Below are 15806 nucleotides of genomic sequence, written 5' to 3'. Positions count from 1 at the left end.
AAGTCAAAGTCATTGGATTTATTATCGGGCTCATAGGACTTACAAGTCGGTGATAGTGGATAACACAGCCTATGGCATGATATTTTCACCCAATTGTTAAAAAGCAATTATGTTCCACCAAGAACACTCAGAATTTGCAGCAAAAAACAAAGCTGAATCGGGCAATCAAATGAATCCTAAGCATTCCAGTCAGCATGAAAAAGAGCAAGCCAATGAGAGTAAAGACAGCAAATCCAATAAGAAATCAGAAACAGAAAAAAAGCACCATCATGATCATGGTTCACACGATCATTCCGGGCACCATAAGCAAATGATCCGCGACTTTAAAAAGCGATTCTGGATTTCGGTAGTACTTACTATTCCAATTCTGATCCTATCGCCATTGATTCAGGAGTTGCTTGGTTATAAGTTGACCTTTGAAGCTTCCCAATACATCTTGTTTGGCTTGTCTTCCATCATCTACTTTTATGGAGGATGGCCTTTTTTGACAGGCCTGGCCGATGAATTAAAAAAGAAACAATCGGGAATGATGACGCTGATTGCAGTGGCCATTACCATAGCTTGGGGATACAGCTCGGCAACCACCTTCGGTCTGGAAGGGAAAACCTTCTTTTGGGAATTGGCCACCCTAATTGATATCATGCTACTAGGCCACTGGATTGAGATGAAGTCAGTTATGGGAGCGTCAAAATCGCTACAGCAACTGGTTGCTCTGATGCCTTCCGAAGCCCATCGCCATGAAGATGGAGAGACGGAAGATGTTCCGATTGACCAGCTTGAGCCCGGCGACTTGGTGCTGGTTCGCCCCGGAGAGAAAATTCCAGTTGATGGGATTATCACTGAAGGCGAGAGCCATGTCAATCAGGCTATGGTTACCGGCGAATCACAGCCAGTCAGGAAATCAATTAACGATCGCGTGATTGGTGGAACAATCAACGGTAGCAGTTCGCTTAAACTGAAAGTAGAGCAAGTGGGTGATGAGGCTTACCTGAAGAAAGTGATCAACATGGTTCAGGATGCCCAAAATAAGAAATCGAAAACACAGCATCTGGCCGATCGTATAGCCTTTTGGCTGACCATTGTGGCTCTGACCATTGGCTTTGGCACGCTTGCCGTTTGGCTGGCGGCCGGCGAGCCCTTTGCCTTTGCGCTCGAACGCATGGCGAGCGTAATGGTAATTACCTGCCCACATGCCTTGGGCCTAGCTGTTCCGCTGGTGGTAGCCATTTCAACCTCCATCTCGGCACAAAACGGCTTGCTGGTTCGCAACCGGACAGCTTTTGAAAACGCCCGTAAAATTACCTTGATGGCCTTCGACAAAACCGGCACCCTAACCAAAGGCAACTTTGGCGTTACCCGATTTCAGTCGGTTCAAGATCAGTTTTCGCACGAAGAAATTTTAAAACTGGCCGGCGCGGTTGAATCCGAATCAGAACATCCTCTGGCAATTGGCATTCTGGACAAAGTAAAAGAAGAAGAGATTGAACTTCCTGAAATCAAAAACTTCAATGCTCTGACCGGAAAAGGAATTGAAGCCGATATTGGGAAGCAAAAAGTGAAGGTTGTCAGTCCTGGGTTCCTGAAAGAAAAAGACTTGAACATGCCAAATGAAGCCATGCAGAATGAACAGGAAACCGTTGTTTTTGTCGTTGTTGACGACCAGCTGGCTGGCTTTATTGCTATGGCCGACGAGATCAGGGATGAATCATACGAAGCGGTAAAAACACTGAAAGCAAGTGGCATGAAAGTTTACATGATGACCGGAGACAATGAGCGAGTAGCCAAAAGTGTCAGCAAAGCACTCGAGCTGGATGGTTATTTTGCCGGCGTTCTGCCCGATGCAAAGCTCGAAAAAGTGAAGGAGTTTCAACAGAAAGGCGAATTTGTGGCTATGACCGGCGATGGCATCAATGATGCGCCTGCTCTGGCGACAGCCGATATCGGTATCGCAGTGGGCTCTGGAACCGATGTTGCTGCAGAAACCGCCGACATTATTCTGGTCAACAGTAATCCAAAAGACATCGTCTCATTGATTTTATTTGGAAAAGAAACCCACAAAAAAATGATCCAGAATTTTATTTGGGCAACCGCTTACAATATTGTGGCGATTCCCTTAGCGACAGGTGCTTTGTACCAGTCGGGCATCCTCATCAGTCCGGCACTTGGCGCAGGGCTGATGAGCTTGAGCACAATTGTTGTTGCCATTAATGCACAATTACTGAAAAAGAAACTGCAGGTTAATCATTAAAAGAAAGGGAACTCGACATGATGAATGAATTTGATTTTCATGTCTGGGGAATAGAATTTGGCTAGACCGTTATTCCCATTCTGGTTTTGGCCATGCTATGGCTACTCTTGCACACGATTGGGAAACGACAAGGAAGGTTGGAAAGAGGACATAAAACAGCCATGCAGCATAGCTAAAACCAAGAAATCACTGCGCTTAATCCGAATGTTAAGCCTTTGTAAAGAAGCCTAAACAAATAGAAGCAATAATCGTTATCTGTAATGAATAAAATGAACAAATGAAGGTTTTGGATTCACAACCGTATCATTAAAAAAAAAACCAAAAAAAATACAAACTTTAAAACGAAAATCACATGAAGTACTACATTGAAAAGATCACCGACTATACATTTGATCAAGCTGTTGAGAAAGTGACTGAAGAACTAAAAAAAGAAGGCTTTGGCGTTTTATCTGTCATCGATATCCATGAAAAATTGAAAGAGAAACTGGATGTTGATTTCAGGAAATACCGCATATTGGGGGCCTGCAACCCACCAGCTGCCTACCAGGCATTGCAAGCCGAAGACAAAATAGGAACCATGCTCCCCTGTAATGTGATCGTTCAGGAAACCACTGATAAAAAAGTTGAAGTGGCTGCCGTGAATCCGATTGCCTCCATGATGGCGGTGGAAAATCCAGGACTGGCAACAGTTGCTGACGACATTAAAACCCGACTGGAACGGGTTATTGCCGCTGTTTAAAACAGCGATATCGTTCTAGAATAATCAATGAAAAGCAGGTCATCGCTGAATCGACAAAGCTTATCGAAAGCTTGGATCAGATGGCCTGCTTTTCAGCTTTCTATCAAAGATTACACAACGAATTGACCCCCATTGTGGTTATGGCTATCGACTTATAAAACAGTCGAAAATAGTAAATCGAATGACCATTCGCTGTCAACAATTGATATCTTTGTGCGGATAGTCGCTACTGGCTACTCAGCAAGTTAGTATTACAACAACACACGCCTCAAACTCATTCGAAATGGCAAAAATAAAAGGGAAAAGATTGGTTCGGGCAGAAGAAATTGCCAATACGATTTCACATGGAATTGGTCTTGGGCTGGCTGTTGCCGGAGTAACACTCTTAACGGCTTTCGGAGCCTTGTACGGAAATGCCTGGCACATTGTGAGTTTCGCTGTATTTGGCGCCAGTATGATTTTACTCTACCTGGCCTCTACCCTCTTTCACAGTGCGAAAAACCCACGGATAAAAGCCAAACTGAACCGTTTTGACCATTCAGCCATCTACATTTTGATTGCAGGCTCCTATACGCCCATCTCGCTGATTGCACTTCGGGGGTGGATTGGCTGGACGATTTTTGGCTTAATCTGGACAATGGCCATTGCAGGAATTGTTTTTAAAGTTTGGTTTTATTCTTCCAAGTGGCGCAGCCTGTCGGCTTGGCTTTATGTTGCCATGGGCTGGTTAATTGTAGTGGCCATCGTTCCGGTTATTCAAAACGTACCCTCCACTTCACTTTGGTTTCTGCTGGCTGGAGGAATAAGCTACACCGCTGGAGCCGTGTTTTACTTATTCCCAAAAGTGCCGTTTTTTCATCTGGTTTTTCACTTGTTTATCTTGGGCGGCTCCGTTTGCCACTTCTTTTCATTTTTGTATTTACTTCCTATTTAGGAAGCTACAAATTCCAGATTTTCCAAGCCATTTGCTGTATGAGTTTCAGGTTACGCCCCTCCTCTCGAACACAAACAACAGCCGGTTGTAAATAAACTACTTGGCAGCAACGGCATCAAGTAGTTGTTCAAACTCATCCGGAAGTTGTGCTTCAAACTCAAGCTTCTCTCCGGTTACCGGATGCGTAAAACCCAATTTGGATGCATGCAGCATGAGCCGGTTAAAGCCCCATTCGGCCTTAATCAATTTATTGAGGGTAAAATCGCCATGATGCGAGTCGCCCACAATATCGTGCCTGTTTTTAGCAAAATGTTGTCTGATTTGGTGCCAGCGCCCGGTTTCGGGTAATACGCGCACCAAGCTCAAACACACATTGGTATGTTCTTTATACGAAATAGCGGTTTGCACCGTGCGGATATTCTGAAAACGCGTAAGCGCATTTTTTTTAAACTTGCTTTTTTTCTTCACCACCACTTTGCCATCAAAAATACCTTCATCGGGCACTTCACCCAAAACAATGGTTACATATTCCTTGGCTACTTCCTTACGCTCAAACTGCAGGGTCAGATCATGCGCCACTTCCGAAGATCGGGCTAAAATAATTAAGCCCGAAGTTTTAGAATCCAGCCGGTGCACGTTGTAAATCCATTGACCGGTTTCATCCCCAATTAACTTGGTTAGATAAGGCGCATCGTGCGGCATAAAATCATTTTTATGCACGGGTAAATCAACGGGTTTATTCACTACCAGTAAGTGTTCATCCTGAAATATGATTGGTATATCCATGAAGAGTTGCAAATGAGTTGTTTCTATTTTCGGCTGCAAGATACCTTACTTTTACATTTTTTACTAAACAAATTCATAAATCCAGCTGTCTCATTTAAATAAAGAAACCAGATTGTACTTTTAACTCGCTCCAACTAAATTGGATTGAAAAGGATACAGTCCTTTTTTATACAGTTTTTTGTTGGTGTGTTTGCAAAAATTAAATAAAGAGAGAAACGATGAAGCTCAATCCATTGAATCAGTTTGAAGAATACGTGATCCTGAATAAAGGAACGGAACCGGCTTTTTCTGGCGAATATTATAAAAATAAGGAAGACGGGATTTATTATTGCAAACAATGCAATGCGGCGCTCTACAAGGCAACAGATAAGTTTGACTCGGGTTGTGGTTGGCCAAGTTTTGATGATATGATCGAAGGGGCAGTGCACCAGTCAACCGATGCAGACGGGCGGCGGACAGAAATTACCTGCGCCAATTGTGGCGGACATTTGGGGCACATATTTAGAGGCGAAGGATTTACCTCAAAGAATACACGACATTGCGTTAATTCGGTGTCCCTGACCTTTGTTGCAGATAAGAAGTAAAACAAAAGGCTGCGATAACGCAGCCTTCAAATAACTTATTCTAGCTCTTCGCTCGTAATTCCATCCAAATAAAAAATGGAATAATAACCTTTTCCGGTGGCTTCAATTTTTTGACGCATTTCGGCAATTTGCTCCAACTGATCTCGATTGTGATCTCCCCCATCCACTTCATGATTGCCTTCGCCGGCATGTCCTAAGGCGTGATCCTCATTGCTGGCAACACCTTCTTCCTCAAGCTCTGCTTCCATTTCAGCCACATAGGCATCGTCAATCCTTATTTCCTGTAAAACACCTTTTACTTTCAGGTCGCTACCCATCTGCTCCTGGTTGAAAGAGCCAATTTTATTCCCGGCTTCTACACGGATTGTCACATCTTCTCCACTTCCCATAAGGAAACAACGCTCCCCACTGTGCTTGCAAACATGCGACACCATGCCGGTGATCAGTACTTCCTTGCCAATATAGTCATCGCCTTTTTGCTGAATCTCATCAACCGTGAAAACTGTTAATTCATCGGAATTGGATTCCGCTTTTTTGGGAGATTGCTGGCAAGCTGCAACAATCAGCAGAATACCCAGTACAAAGCTTAGTTTCTTCATATGCAACGATTTTTCTTTTGATGGTTAAGATATATAAAAAACAAGAAAGAACAACGGAACAATAAACCCGAGCAAGGTCAGCCACAAGCCTCTTTCGGTCAATCCATTCCGGCCTTTCAGTAAAAATAAACCTGATAGGGCAACAAAGATCAAGATGACAGCCAGCACATCAGCAACCCACACCCACGCCTTTGAAGTAGCTGCCATGTGCAATTTATTGATGTGGTAGAAGACTGGGCGTTTTAACAGCAATTCCATTTGGGCTTGACCGTCATTAGGGTCAAAGATAACCATGCCGTTTTCAACAAACACTTTCACCACTTGCTGATCGCTATTAAAATGCTTTTTATAAACTGGGGGTATCTCAAATTTCAACAAGATTTGTTTGATTTCATCAGAGCTATAAGTTTTCCACTCCCCTTTTTCAAGCTGAATGGATTCCGACACCACTGAATAATCCGGGTTCCAGTCTTTTCGATGATTTAACGCAATCCCCGAAACAGCATAAATCAGTAGGATTCCGGTAATAAAATAACCTAAATCCCGATGCCAATTTCTCAAAAATCTTCTAATATTCATTCTTTTGCTTTATTAGTGAACCTAAGTTCACTATATTTGTGCCCATATTAGCAACGAAAATAAACAAAAATAATTAATAAGAAAGATGATAAAGATCGCCATACCATCAAAAGAGAACCGTGTTGATCATCATTTTGGTCATTGTGAGTACTTAACCATTATTGAATTAAACGATCAACTTGAAATCCTAAAATTGAGTCCAAAAGTAACAGCTAGAAGTTGTGGGTGTAAAAGCAATTTGGCCGAAGAGTTGGCTAGCGAAGGTGTTAAATTCCTTCTCGCAGGCGGCATTGGACAAGGTGCAATTAATAAATTAAAAACTCAAAATATTGAGGTTATCGCAGGTTTTCAGGGAACTATAGAAGAAGTGATAGAAAAATGGAAAGCCAAAGATTATCCGGCAGACATTTCGATTTGCACTGAACATCACAGTTGCTCGCATTAAGCTTGAACCACCTCAGTAGATTGATTCTGGGCGTTAATCAGTTGATAAACATCATCAAATGAATTAGCGCCCATTAATTTCGCACGCAAATGGGCTGCTCCCTCAAACCCATTGACATAAATTTTATAGAATCGCTTCAGTATATTGAAGTTTTTAATGCCTCCCCAGTTCTTTTCAAACAGGCGGGTGTGCAAAACAAGTTGTTCCAGTTTTTCTTCCCGACTGGGATTTTTGGGCATTGAATTGAAAAACCAAGGATCGTGAAAAATGCCTCGGCCAATCATTACTCCATCCACACCATACTGCTGCGAATAGTCGACAGATTGGGCGTAAGAGAGTACGTCGCCATTGCCCAAAACCGGAATGTCAAGTCCCGATGCATTGCGCAGCGCAACAGCCCGGGCAATTTCATTCCAGTTGGCTTCACCGTCCGATTGCTGTTTCTGTATCCGTCCGTGTAAAGTGATGGCAGCCGGTTGTGTTTCCAGCAATTGATTAATCCAACGCTCTGTTTCGTGCTGCATGGTTCCGGTGCGTGTTTTTACCGAAACCGGTAAATCGGTCGCTTCTTTCGAGGCCAAAATAATTTCCTGAGCCAAGGTGGGCTGATCAATCAAAGCACTGCAGGAGCCTTGCTTCACAACATTCTTAACCGGGCACCCCATATTAATGTCAATCCCGTCAAAATCGTATTCTTCTGAAATTTCACGAGCAATCTTATGAAACACTTCTGGTTTATTTCCCCAGATCTGGGCAATCAGTTTAATCCCCTTTTCTTTCAACATATCCCGTTCACTTGGGCTCACGATCAGCCGCTCCGATACTCGCTCTTTACCTTTCGGATGATTCATTCCATCGACCGCTGTAAATTCAGTAAATAATAGATGCAGACATCCGGGTTCTGAAATGCGGGCTACCAACTCACGAAAAGAGGTATCCGTAACATCTTCCATTGGCGCCAAAGCCATGATTGGGGATTGTATTTTTGTCCAAAAATTATTCATGCTCTACTTCTGCCCACAGGTTATCTGTTTTTAGCGTATTGTCAATACTTTTTCGAAAACTTTTTCGGTTGCCAAATTTACGCTTGAAAGTTTGAACATGCAACAGGCGTTCTTCTTTGGTCGCGTGCAGCACCGACTGACACCCATTTGTGCAACAGCCTTCGTACTGCTGAGCGCAGGATTCGCATTGAATGAACAGGATGTGACACAAATCATTAGCACAATTAGTGTGTGTGTCACACTTGCCTCCGCACTGGTGGCAGTGTGCAATTATTTCCCCATTGATTGTTTCTCCCAGACGTTCGTCAAAGACAAAGTTTTTACCAATAAATTTCGAATCAAGATTAAGCTTTTTAATTTGTTGAGCATACTCAATAATACCACCATGCAGCTGGCTTACATCGCTAAAACCGTGATGTCGTAAATAAGCGCTCGCTTTCTCGCAACGGATTCCTCCGGTACAATAGAGTAGGATTTTACGATCTTTTTGATCTTTTAAGTCGCTGACAACCATTTTAATTTCTTCCCGAAAAGTATCTGCTTCCGGGCAAATAGCTCCTTTGAAATGCCCTATTTCGCTTTCGTAATGATTGCGCATGTCAACCAGCAGGGTGCTCGGATCATCAACCAGATCATGAAATTCTTTAGCCGTCAAGTGCATGCCGACATTGCTAACATCAAACGCATCTTCATCCAAACCATCAGCAACAATCTTCGGGCGCACTTTAATGGTTAGCTTATAAAACGACTTACCGTCATCTTCAATCGCATATTTGATCGGCATAGCCTTGAGTTGTTTAATCTCACTCAATTGTGCCAGAAATGTAGTCAACAACTGTTCCGGCACACTCATTTGGGCATTAATCCCCTCACGAGCAATATAAATGCGTCCAAGACATCCAAGCTCATCCCACTTCCGATAAAGCTCATTTCGAAACTCCAAAGGCTCTTCAATGCTCACATAACGGTAAAATGAAATGGTTTTACGTTGAAAGTTTTCCTCTTCCAACCGACCGATTAACTCTTCTTTGCTGAATCGATTGTGCAATTGCATACAGATAATGTTTGCTGCAAAGGTAAAAAAACGTTCTAAATCGGACAACCGGATCGGTAAATCCCCATACATTCATACAAAACAACTGCAATTCGTCAACTTTTGTAATTCTTGCAGAAAAAATGGTTACAAATACAAATATATTCTACAACATATTTACATTTTCTAACCTCTGAGAAACAATAATTTATAAGGATCAGATTTTCTTGTGTTTTCTATTTGTTAAGGAATTTTAAGGTTTTTTTAATATTGGAATGAAATATATGCTATATTAGCGGAACATTTAAAAACAAGTACTTTTAAATGAAACCTTTATAAATACCTTTTCTCTATTAAGCCAATAATTATTTTCTGGTCTAACTAAACTAAATTAAGAACAACGGGTTATCATGACGATGATAACCCGCTTTTTTTATAGTCATCTTTCTACCCCGCTTGGTAGTATCATTGTTTTTTAGGGAACACACTTTGGCTGTGGTTAGTTTTGAAAACTAAAACTATCAAACGCCCAGTTTCGACTTAATTTGTCACGATCTTTAAACCCATAAGCCGCTCCTTAGGCTTTCGCTATTTCCTCTATAGGTTTCTTATTGTTTCTGGCCATCTGAAATATATACTCCCAAAATAAAACAGCAAGGTGCCGGCTTAGCTAAATTTGAATAACAGGTATTTGACACCCTTTTCGCTGATTTTTCCCAATATTATTAAAAGCCTACATGAAAAATGCTAATCCAGAGAATTCAGCGCTAGCTCGAGGTCCTGAATCAGGTCGTTAGCAGCTTCTATACCGACAGATAAACGCAATGCTGTGGGTTGAATTCTCATTGCCCGGCGCTCATCTTCTGAAAACTCAACAAAAATGGTAGACCAGGGATGAATGATCAGGGATTTGTTATCATTCAAATTGGTGGCACGGCGAATGATATGCAAATGATTCATAAAGGTGAAGCAAGCTGCTTCCGACTTTAACTCGAATGTGAGGATAGTTCCGGGCTTACCATTAAACTGACTGGCTGCCAAATCGTAATCATGCGAGCCTTTTAAGCCCGGATAGGTAACCCGACACACCTTGGGATGTTGGCTCAAAAATTCACCTAGTTTTATACAACTGGCATACGATCGCTCAAAGCGGAGTTCCAGCAAATCGAGCCCCAGTATTTGATAGTGAGCCGTATGTGCGGACATTGCTCCTCCTGTGTTTCGAAAGTAATTCTTCCGCAAGCGAGCGATAAACGTATCTTTTCCAAACTTTTCGGCCAGCGGATTCAGGTTCGGGTTAAGCGCCCAGTTGTAGCTTCCATGATCTAGAATAAGTCCGCCAAAGGATGTACCTCCGCCAGAAATATGCTTGGTTGTTGACATCACTTCAATGTCGATCCCGTGAAAACGGCCATTGAAAATAAGCGGCGGAGTAACCGTACTGTCGGCAATCAACAATAAATTGTATTTTTTCGCAATGGCGGACAGTTTTGATATATCCGCGATCTCCAGCTGTGGGTTGGTTACTGTTTCAAAATAAATCGCCCGTGTATTTTCATCTATTAGTTTCTCCACGGCTTGTTCGTCGGTTGTATCTACAAATCGGGGTTCCAGCCCATAGCTGCGCAAGCTCTGGTCGAGTAAGGCATAGGAATGAGCAAACAGATGATTGCCTGAAATAATGTTATCGCCACTTTTACAAACCGACAGAATGGTGTTGCTGATAGCCGCCATGCCTGATGCCACGGCCAAAACCTGGTATGCACCTGTCAGCGCTTTTATTTTTTGCTCGAAATATTCCACCGTTGGATTGCTAGTCCGCGAATAAACATGAGCCGGCAGCTCTCCCCTGAAATTTGCCGACATATCCTCCGAAGAATCAAATTCATAAGCAACAGTCTCGTAAACAGGCATATCGAGAGCCTTGTGCGCGTCAACTCTGGGGAAAGGAACGTTTAGAGACCGAGTGGTAAAACTTTTTTTCATTCTTTTATAGCTTGGAAATACACCTCAAAGATAACAGATGGAAGCCAAATCAGTTCTAGCAAAAGTCTGGCTATTCTGATTTTAGCAGACATCATGTGATTTACAAACAATTTAGACTATTGTTTTTGAGCTGTCTATAGAAAGCCACTCCGAAAAAAAAACGAGCAAAAAACACCAGTCGGTTTTTCTATGGCAAATACCGATTGCTCATCTCAAAAAATTCCACATTCTTATTACCTTTGTTTGCTCAACAATATGGGCTATGAAAACAAGCTATCTGTCAATTCTATTTTTGCTTTTCACCTCCCTTCTTTTCGGCCAAAATCCCAATTTAAAGCTGGCAGTTCTCAAATACAAAGGAGGTGGCGATTGGTATGCCGATCCGACGGCTTTACCTAACCTGATTCGCTTTTGCAATCAGGAGCTGCAAACCAACATAGCCCCGGAGCCAGCAACGGTCGAACCAGGTAGCATCGAACTGTTCAACTATCCCTTTGTGCATATTACCGGTCATGGCAATCTAATTTTTTCTGAGGAAGAAAGCAGCAATCTGCGGCTCTATCTGGAAGCCGGTGGATTTCTATACATTGACGACAATTATGGGCTGGATCCCTACATCAGGCGAGAAATGAAAAAAGTATTTCCTGATCAGGAGTTTGTTGAACTGCCCGCCGATCACCCGATCTACAATCAAAAATTCAATTTTATAAATGGCTTACCAAAAATTCATGAGCACGATAATAAGCCCCCGCAAGGATTCGGCCTCTTTTTCGAGGGACGTCTGGTTTGTTTTTATACATACGAATCGGACTTAAGCGATGGATGGGAAGATCCATCGGTGCATAACGATCCTCCGGAAGTTCGGAAAAATGCGCTGCAGATGGGAGCTAATCTCATTGCCTATGTTTTCAGTCATTAAAAACAATCAAAAAAATAAACCCAACAGTGAAAGTACTTGCAATTAATGGAAGTCCGCGTAAGAACGGCAATACAAAACACTTAATCGACACCGTATTCAAGCCGCTACATGCTGCAGGAATTGAAACAGAATTTTACCAACTGGGAGGCAAAAACGTACATGGTTGCACGGCCTGTGGAAAATGCCGACAAATTAAAGACGGACGGTGCCACATCAAAAACGATGCGATCAATGAATGCATTGAAAAGATGATTGAAGCAGATGCTATCCTGCTCGGATCGCCAGTGTATTTCGCCGATGTTTGTACCGAAATGAAAGCCCTGATTGATGTCGCTGGTTATGTAACCCGTGGAAACGGGCACCTGCTCAAGCGTAAAGTGGGCGCTGGCGTGTTGGCTGCTCGTCGCGGTGGGCAGTTGCATGCGTTTGAAACACTCAACAATTTCTTTCTAATTAGCCAAATGATAATCCCGGGTTCAAGCTATTGGAATTTTGCCATTGGTGGTCCGGAAGGTGCCGTTTTGGAGGATGCGGAAGGCATGCAAATCATGAATACACTGGGGGAAAATATGGCTTGGCTATTAGAGAAGTTAAAAGCCTGATTGTGCTTGAACTATGTATCAATCCACTTGTTTTCAAGAGTAAAACAAATGCTATGGATTGGAACAAAAAAGTAGAAAAAATAACAAAAGAGTTTACGTTCAAAAATTTCACCGAAGCACTTAGCTTTGTCAATAAAGTAGGCGAATTAGCGGAACACATGGATCATCATCCGGACATCCTGATTCATTCCTATAAAAATGTAACCATCAGCCTGACAACGCACAGCGAGGGGAAGCTTACAGACAAAGATTATCAGCTGGCTGAAAAGATTGATCAGATTTAGCAGATGTAGCCTGAGGAAGGAATAGTCATAGACTTGATTGCTTTACTCTTGTTGGTTCATCAAACCCGATTCCAAGGCCTGTCAGATACACCAAGGATCGAATAATGAAAACAAATGAAATTACGAATCAAGTTTAAATTCCTTTTTAAAAATATTCTCAAAGGCTTGCTCTGGATGGCTGTCCTGGCAGCCTTATACCTGTTGGCTAAAGAATATGTTGTTGCCGATGATCATGATATCTGGCTCGAACGGTTCTATAGCCGTCCTATGCTAATTTACGGCATTTATATTGGCTCCGAAGTGTTTTTTGGATTATTCCCTCCTGAAATTTTTATGCTTTGGGCTTATTTTAAGGGCGATGTATGGCATTATGTTTTTAACATTATGTTTTTTGCAGGAGTGTCCTATGCCGCTGGATACCTGGCCTTCATAATTGGCCGCTATCTTCGCAAGATGGTTTTGTTTCGTTTTTTGGGCCGGAAATTCTTCAGCAAGTATTGGCCCCTGTTTCGAAAGTATGGCTCGTTCCTGATTATCACAGCAGCCCTCACCCCACTTCCCTGGTCACTAATAAGCATGCTGGTGGGTTCCACGGAATATCCAATGAAAAAATACCTGAACTTTGCCCTTTTTCGAATCCTGCGTTTCGGAATTTATGGTTATATCATTTTTCAGTCGCATCAATTTGCCTAATAACGAAATTCTTAGCCAGCAGGATCGACTAGGCATGCATGATTTATAAAAGCTTTTTTCAACCATTCCGGAAAATTCGTGTTTACTAAGTGAACTCTAAAGAAGAACTATGTTTAAACGATTAAAGGAGAAATGGGAGGTTGAATCGAATGTTCAGTTAGCCCTCATTTTCTTGGTTTTCTCCATATCCGGAAGCGGCGCGTTAGTTATCAGGAAATTGATTTTTCATCTGGTTGACTATTCACCCGAGTGGCCTTTTTGGCTGACGGTGATAACCTACGTACTAACCATTGTTCCTGCCTACCAGCTAATGTTAATTTTTTTTGGCACACTATTCGGTCAGTTTTCTTTTTTCTGGAAATTTGAGAAGAAGCTATTGCGTCGATTCGGAATAAAACTGAATAATTAAAACCCACTTACATCTCCTAACAAAAAAACAAACAACAAGCGTTTTTCTGGTAATCAAGTAGCTGAATTAAACAAGTCATAGGATGGAAATTGCAACATTTGGAAGTGGGTGTTTTTGGTGCACCGAAGCTGTTTTTAAAGAATTGAAAGGCGTCGAGTCGGTCGTTTCTGGTTATTCGGGTGGCGATATCATCAATCCGGCCTATCGCGAAGTAACGACTGGTAATACAGGCCATGCCGAAGTTGTTGAGATTGAGTTTAACCCTGCCATGATAAGTTATCAAGAGCTTTTAAATGTATTTTGGGCAACACACGATCCCACCACCTTAAACCGTCAGGGAGCCGATGTTGGGACGCAATACCGATCGGTTATCTTTTATCACAACGAAAAACAACAGCAACTTGCTGAATCCATCAAGCAATCGCTCAACGACGAATCGATTTTCAGCAACCCGGTGATTACTGAAATCAGCCCATGGAAAAACTTTTTCAGAGCCGAAAACGACCACCAGGACTACTATCAAAACAATCCAAGTCAAGCTTATTGCCAGTTCGTCATTGTGCCAAAATTGGATAAATTCAGAAAGATCTTTCAGGACAAACTCAAATAAGCAACTAGCAAACCTCAGCACGGTGAACGACTGCCGGAGGCTTCTATCGTTGACTGACGCCTGTTCTGTTTCGTTCAGCCATTAGCCAGATCTGTTAGGGCATTTTGGGTTCTGTCGATATAATTATCAATCTGGTCGGTGGTTTCAAACCCAACAATCATCATATCAACGCATCCAAGACCAAGAACGAATTTCAGGGCGTGATCTATTTTTTCACTATCATTTCGGTATTCTCCATTCCCAATCAACTTCATACCAACAACCCCTTTCCCCGAAGCATGAAGCTGTTTTATCACCTGAACAACTTCTTCTGGATCTGGCTTATCCATAGCAATACCATAAGGATTAATGCGGACATGAACAATGTCTACCCAGTCGCTGGCCGCGGCTCGCTTCATTGCATCCAGTGAATGCACGGAAACGCCATGAGCCCGAACAACTCCTTTCTCTTTAAGTTTCTGTAAAATATCCATCTGCCGCTTTTGCGTATCCGTCCAATCACTATCAACCATACAATGAATTTGAACCATGTCAAGATAATCAGTATTCAACTCTTTCCTGAACCGATCCACAACCTGATCGGCATCTGGCCTTTCAGGCTCTGGAATTCCGCCAGGCCTAACCCATATCTTCGAGCAAAGCGTAATTTTATCGCGATCCATTTTCTCCAGCGTTTCCTTCATTAAAGGATGGGTTCCATAACTATCGGCACAGTCGAAAAAGCGGATCCCCCGTTCGTAAGCATGTTCGATTACTCCTAAGCTCTTGCATTTATCTTGCCTGGTAAGAAAAGAGGTTCTTCCTCCGGCGTGAACTCCGGTTCCAATGCCGATTAGGCTAGCCTCCAACCCCGATTGTCCTAGCTTAATTCGTTGTAATGGATCATTGGAACGCATAGGCTTATCCGAAGCCAATAACGGATTATTGAAAAGAAGATGAGCCGTACCTAGCGACAAGGCAGTAACAAATTTTCGACGGTTGAAGCCGGAAGTATTCATAGTATTTTGATTTATGTGGTTGTTAGCTTCAACAAATATATCATAAAAATGGTTGATCGTTCTGAATTTTAACCTATTGGCTTGTATTGAAAAGCATAAAGAATCAAACTTAGCTTAAAAGAGTATCCGTGCATTCAAAGAGTCGTGACGAAATATGGCTTAATATCATTGGTTCAAAACAGCACCAATTCAATATCAAACTAAAGAAGACCAGCTATAAACAGATCGTCTTGTTTTCTTCCTAAAATGACTTTTACATCTGAATTCGGACCAAATACTTCAAAGAAGGTCAGTCCAAAGATCGTTATAGTTGACTGCATTTCTTGAGAATCTACACCCTGACTCTGAGCACAT

Annotated in this window: 18 protein-coding genes; 11 read left to right on the top strand and 7 right to left on the bottom strand. The window is 42.3% G+C overall.

The window, feature by feature from the left end; translation table 11 throughout:
* The first annotated feature begins 109 nt into the window (after positions 1-109).
* From ACUNWA_RS10945 to trhA, 3 genes are all read left to right on the top strand, one after another.
* Positions 110-2248 carry a copper-translocating P-type ATPase gene (locus tag ACUNWA_RS10945; RefSeq protein WP_445591951.1) on the top strand — a complete coding sequence of 713 codons (2139 nt, stop codon included), beginning with the start codon at positions 110-112 and terminating at the stop codon, positions 2246-2248.
* Positions 2249-2600: 352 nt separating this feature from the next.
* Complete coding sequence (locus tag ACUNWA_RS10940) at positions 2601-2987, top strand: DUF302 domain-containing protein (protein ID WP_445591950.1); 387 nt, start codon at positions 2601-2603, stop codon at positions 2985-2987.
* A gap of 283 nt (positions 2988-3270) precedes the next feature.
* Positions 3271-3921 carry a PAQR family membrane homeostasis protein TrhA gene (gene trhA / locus ACUNWA_RS10935; protein ID WP_445591949.1) on the top strand — a complete coding sequence of 217 codons (651 nt, stop codon included), beginning with the start codon at positions 3271-3273 and terminating at the stop codon, positions 3919-3921.
* Positions 3922-4017: 96 nt separating this feature from the next.
* Here the strand turns inward: trhA and ACUNWA_RS10930 are convergent, their stop codons facing one another.
* Positions 4018-4707 carry an RluA family pseudouridine synthase gene (locus ACUNWA_RS10930; RefSeq protein ID WP_445591948.1) on the bottom strand — a complete coding sequence of 230 codons (690 nt, stop codon included), beginning with the start codon at positions 4705-4707 and terminating at the stop codon, positions 4018-4020.
* Between the two features lie 218 nt (positions 4708-4925).
* On the opposite strand from ACUNWA_RS10930, the gene ACUNWA_RS10925 reads away from it, so the two are divergent.
* Complete coding sequence (locus ACUNWA_RS10925; protein WP_445591947.1) at positions 4926-5291, top strand: methionine-R-sulfoxide reductase; 366 nt, start codon at positions 4926-4928, stop codon at positions 5289-5291.
* 35 nt (positions 5292-5326) lie between these two features.
* Here ACUNWA_RS10925 and ACUNWA_RS10920 read toward each other — a convergent pair whose 3' ends face one another.
* Both ACUNWA_RS10920 and ACUNWA_RS10915 read right to left on the bottom strand, forming a co-directional pair.
* Entirely contained in the window at positions 5327-5890 is a 564-nt protein-coding gene (locus ACUNWA_RS10920) for a hypothetical protein (protein WP_445591946.1), read from the bottom strand.
* Positions 5891-5914: 24 nt separating this feature from the next.
* Positions 5915-6469 (bottom strand): PepSY-associated TM helix domain-containing protein, encoded by a 555-nt coding sequence (locus ACUNWA_RS10915; protein ID WP_445591945.1) that lies wholly within the window; start codon positions 6467-6469, stop codon positions 5915-5917.
* An 85-nt stretch (positions 6470-6554) separates the two neighbouring features.
* Between ACUNWA_RS10915 and ACUNWA_RS10910 the strand changes: the two genes are divergently transcribed.
* Positions 6555-6914 (top strand): NifB/NifX family molybdenum-iron cluster-binding protein, encoded by a 360-nt coding sequence (locus ACUNWA_RS10910; RefSeq protein ID WP_445591944.1) that lies wholly within the window; start codon positions 6555-6557, stop codon positions 6912-6914.
* On the opposite strand, the gene ACUNWA_RS10905 is transcribed toward ACUNWA_RS10910, so the two are convergent.
* From ACUNWA_RS10905 to ACUNWA_RS10895, 3 genes are all read right to left on the bottom strand, one after another.
* Complete coding sequence (locus ACUNWA_RS10905) at positions 6911-7882, bottom strand: tRNA dihydrouridine synthase (RefSeq protein ID WP_445591943.1); 972 nt, start codon at positions 7880-7882, stop codon at positions 6911-6913. The two genes, ACUNWA_RS10910 and ACUNWA_RS10905, sit on opposite strands and share 4 nt — an antisense overlap.
* 28 nt (positions 7883-7910) lie before the next feature.
* A complete protein-coding gene (trhO, locus tag ACUNWA_RS10900) occupies positions 7911-8972 on the bottom strand; it encodes an oxygen-dependent tRNA uridine(34) hydroxylase TrhO (RefSeq protein WP_445591942.1) in 1062 nt (353 codons plus the stop codon).
* A gap of 726 nt (positions 8973-9698) precedes the next feature.
* Positions 9699-10937 carry an aminotransferase class I/II-fold pyridoxal phosphate-dependent enzyme gene (locus ACUNWA_RS10895; protein WP_445591941.1) on the bottom strand — a complete coding sequence of 413 codons (1239 nt, stop codon included), beginning with the start codon at positions 10935-10937 and terminating at the stop codon, positions 9699-9701.
* A 262-nt stretch (positions 10938-11199) separates the two neighbouring features.
* Here ACUNWA_RS10895 and ACUNWA_RS10890 point away from each other — a divergent pair, with 262 nt between their 5' ends.
* The 6 genes from ACUNWA_RS10890 to msrA all read left to right on the top strand — a co-directional run bounded on the left by ACUNWA_RS10890 (position 11200) and on the right by msrA (position 14454).
* Positions 11200-11856 carry a DUF4159 domain-containing protein gene (locus ACUNWA_RS10890; RefSeq protein WP_445591940.1) on the top strand — a complete coding sequence of 219 codons (657 nt, stop codon included), beginning with the start codon at positions 11200-11202 and terminating at the stop codon, positions 11854-11856.
* A 26-nt stretch (positions 11857-11882) separates the two neighbouring features.
* Positions 11883-12458: a flavodoxin family protein gene (locus ACUNWA_RS10885; protein ID WP_445591939.1), complete on the top strand. Its 576-nt coding sequence runs from the start codon at positions 11883-11885 to the stop codon at positions 12456-12458.
* 53 nt (positions 12459-12511) lie between these two features.
* Positions 12512-12742, top strand: a complete 231-nt coding sequence (locus ACUNWA_RS10880) for a 4a-hydroxytetrahydrobiopterin dehydratase (protein WP_445591938.1) — start codon at positions 12512-12514, stop codon at positions 12740-12742.
* 114 nt (positions 12743-12856) lie between these two features.
* Complete coding sequence (locus ACUNWA_RS10875; RefSeq protein WP_445591937.1) at positions 12857-13435, top strand: VTT domain-containing protein; 579 nt, start codon at positions 12857-12859, stop codon at positions 13433-13435.
* 109 nt (positions 13436-13544) lie between these two features.
* Complete coding sequence (locus ACUNWA_RS10870; protein WP_445591936.1) at positions 13545-13844, top strand: DUF6787 family protein; 300 nt, start codon at positions 13545-13547, stop codon at positions 13842-13844.
* An 82-nt stretch (positions 13845-13926) separates the two neighbouring features.
* On the top strand, positions 13927-14454 hold the full coding sequence (gene msrA, locus ACUNWA_RS10865; protein ID WP_445591935.1) for a peptide-methionine (S)-S-oxide reductase MsrA: 528 nt from the start codon (positions 13927-13929) through the stop codon (positions 14452-14454).
* A 74-nt stretch (positions 14455-14528) separates the two neighbouring features.
* On the opposite strand, the gene ACUNWA_RS10860 is transcribed toward msrA, so the two are convergent.
* On the bottom strand, positions 14529-15452 hold the full coding sequence (locus tag ACUNWA_RS10860; protein WP_445591934.1) for an aldo/keto reductase: 924 nt from the start codon (positions 15450-15452) through the stop codon (positions 14529-14531).
* Positions 15453-15806: the final 354 nt, after the last annotated feature.

This window comes from Sunxiuqinia sp. sy24 (assembly GCF_052677165.1).
The sequence above is the reverse complement of the archived record's forward strand: the minus strand, read 5'-3'. Positions and strand labels throughout refer to the sequence as shown.

Excerpts from the sequence above, each read along its gene's own strand:
- ACUNWA_RS10945 (WP_445591951.1), top strand. The coding sequence starts at position 110 with ATGTTCCACCAAGAACACTCAGAATTTGCAGCAAAAAACAAAGCTGAA.
- ACUNWA_RS10940 (WP_445591950.1), top strand. The coding sequence starts at position 2,601 with ATGAAGTACTACATTGAAAAGATCACCGACTATACATTTGATCAAGCT.
- trhA (WP_445591949.1), top strand. The coding sequence starts at position 3,271 with ATGGCAAAAATAAAAGGGAAAAGATTGGTTCGGGCAGAAGAAATTGCC.
- ACUNWA_RS10930 (WP_445591948.1), bottom strand. The coding sequence starts at position 4,707 with ATGGATATACCAATCATATTTCAGGATGAACACTTACTGGTAGTGAAT.
- ACUNWA_RS10925 (WP_445591947.1), top strand. The coding sequence starts at position 4,926 with ATGAAGCTCAATCCATTGAATCAGTTTGAAGAATACGTGATCCTGAAT.
- ACUNWA_RS10920 (WP_445591946.1), bottom strand. The coding sequence starts at position 5,890 with ATGAAGAAACTAAGCTTTGTACTGGGTATTCTGCTGATTGTTGCAGCT.
- ACUNWA_RS10915 (WP_445591945.1), bottom strand. The coding sequence starts at position 6,469 with ATGAATATTAGAAGATTTTTGAGAAATTGGCATCGGGATTTAGGTTAT.
- ACUNWA_RS10910 (WP_445591944.1), top strand. The coding sequence starts at position 6,555 with ATGATAAAGATCGCCATACCATCAAAAGAGAACCGTGTTGATCATCAT.
- ACUNWA_RS10905 (WP_445591943.1), bottom strand. The coding sequence starts at position 7,882 with ATGGCTTTGGCGCCAATGGAAGATGTTACGGATACCTCTTTTCGTGAG.
- trhO (WP_445591942.1), bottom strand. The coding sequence starts at position 8,972 with ATGCAATTGCACAATCGATTCAGCAAAGAAGAGTTAATCGGTCGGTTG.
- ACUNWA_RS10895 (WP_445591941.1), bottom strand. The coding sequence starts at position 10,937 with ATGAAAAAAAGTTTTACCACTCGGTCTCTAAACGTTCCTTTCCCCAGA.
- ACUNWA_RS10890 (WP_445591940.1), top strand. The coding sequence starts at position 11,200 with ATGAAAACAAGCTATCTGTCAATTCTATTTTTGCTTTTCACCTCCCTT.
- ACUNWA_RS10880 (WP_445591938.1), top strand. The coding sequence starts at position 12,512 with ATGGATTGGAACAAAAAAGTAGAAAAAATAACAAAAGAGTTTACGTTC.
- ACUNWA_RS10875 (WP_445591937.1), top strand. The coding sequence starts at position 12,857 with ATGAAATTACGAATCAAGTTTAAATTCCTTTTTAAAAATATTCTCAAA.
- ACUNWA_RS10870 (WP_445591936.1), top strand. The coding sequence starts at position 13,545 with ATGTTTAAACGATTAAAGGAGAAATGGGAGGTTGAATCGAATGTTCAG.
- msrA (WP_445591935.1), top strand. The coding sequence starts at position 13,927 with ATGGAAATTGCAACATTTGGAAGTGGGTGTTTTTGGTGCACCGAAGCT.
- ACUNWA_RS10860 (WP_445591934.1), bottom strand. The coding sequence starts at position 15,452 with ATGAATACTTCCGGCTTCAACCGTCGAAAATTTGTTACTGCCTTGTCG.